Here is a 1678-nt window from a genome sequence, read left to right on the forward strand (position 1 = left end):
GCCCCCAGCCGTGGCAGCCGTAGTGGCCGTCGCAGCCGTGGAGGCCATGCCGGCACGCGGATTCCAGGCGGCCCGGTCCTTGCGAGCCAGTTCGACGATACGGCTGACCCGCGCGCAGGAGGCGGGATCGGTGAAGCGCATCATGAGATCCGTCGGTCCACGGTTCGCGAGCAGGTTGAGCGAGCCGTGCCAGAGCACCGTGCTGTCGAGGATGAGGACCTTCTCGTGCATGCGCTCCCGGAAGTCCACCTCGCAGCCGGCCGAGCGGAGCTGGTCGATGCGCTGCTGATGGCGCTCGACCGCGGCGGCGTCCCGCTGCTCCTCCGCCGCCCGCGTGTACACAACGACCCGGACACCGGCGGCCGTTCGCTCGCCGAACAGCGCGGACCATTTCCGTACCGGCTGCGGGTCGAGGAAAGGGCAGTAGAGCTCGATACTCGTGACGGCCCGGGCGATGTCCCACTCCACCGCCTTGTAGACCTCGTCCGCGGGGAAGAAGGCAGGGCGCGCCAGTTCCTCCTCGGAGAGGGCGGAGAGCTGGGCGGCCTCGCGTACCGGGACGAGCTGGTCGGCCGACATCACCTGCGCATGGTTCTCCAGGTGGTCGAGCATCGTGCGCGCCTCGCTGTGCGGAGGCAGATGCTGCCGCAGGTGTTCGAGGTCGGCGACGACGATCAGATGGTCCTGTGCCCGGCTGAGGGCGACGTTCAGCAGACGGCAGGTCTGGGAGGACAGGCCCGTACCGGTGTAGAAGAAGCCGGGACTCTTTCCCGCGCCGGCAGCCGTGTCGAGTACGACGATGGGCCGCTGGCTGCCCTGGAAACGGTGGATGGTGTCGACCAGGCCCTCGTACTCCTCGCCGAACCGGTACGTGAGGCTGCTCTTGAGGGCCTGGACCTGGGCACGGTACGGCGCGATGACCGCCAGCCGGTCGGTCGCGCGTCCGCCTGCCGTGATCTCGGTGTTCTCGTGCTTCCGGCCCGGGAGCACTCCCTCGTACTGGAGTCCTCGTACGAGCTCGTGGACGACGGCCTCGTTGACCGTGTTGGACCGGTGGTCGGGTCCCGGGATCCGCTGCTTCGAGGTGTCGACAAGGATGACCGGCGCGTCGACCAGCGGGTTGAAAGGGATCCCGCTGCGGTCGTCCCGACCGGTGGCGAGCGGCGCGTCGGGGTAGGCGACGGCGTTGACGAGCTCACAGATCGGCTCGCGCATACGGTACTGGGTGTCCAGGGCCACGAGCCTGGGATCCTGGCGGACCGCTCCGGAAGCGGTGACCAGGCCGGCCGCGTGGAAGGTGTCCCGGGCCGCCCACCGGCGGGAGTGGGCGCGTTCCTCCTCCGTCGCCTTCTGATCGCTCTCGCCCTTGGTCACCGCGGGCAGCTGACGGAAGTCTCCGGCGACGACGATCCGCTTTCCCGCCAGTCCGGCGGCGAGCCATGCCTCGGGCAGGCTGACCATTCCGGCCTCGTCGATGACGACGACGTCCACGCGGTCCAGCAGCTTCCGCGACTGGACGGCCTTGGCGACGGTGGCTCCCATGACCCGGCATTTGGCGCGTACGGTGTCCTGGATCTTTCTGCGCTGCTGGTCCAGGCCCTCGATCCGCTTCTGCTGGGCTTCCGCCTCCGCGGCCAGTACCGCGCGCGCCGCGACGCCCGCCAGCTTCGCGCGGGCG

The 1678-nt window shown here is 69.8% G+C and carries 1 protein-coding gene; it reads right to left on the reverse strand.

Features of this window, described 5'->3' with window-relative positions; all coding sequences use genetic code 11:
• On the reverse strand, nt 1-1678 hold a 1678-nt coding region (locus tag GA0115259_RS37960; protein ID WP_161230625.1), incomplete at both ends, for an AAA domain-containing protein.

The organism is Streptomyces sp. MnatMP-M17 (assembly GCF_900091995.1).
Taxonomy (GTDB): domain Bacteria; phylum Actinomycetota; class Actinomycetes; order Streptomycetales; family Streptomycetaceae; genus Streptomyces.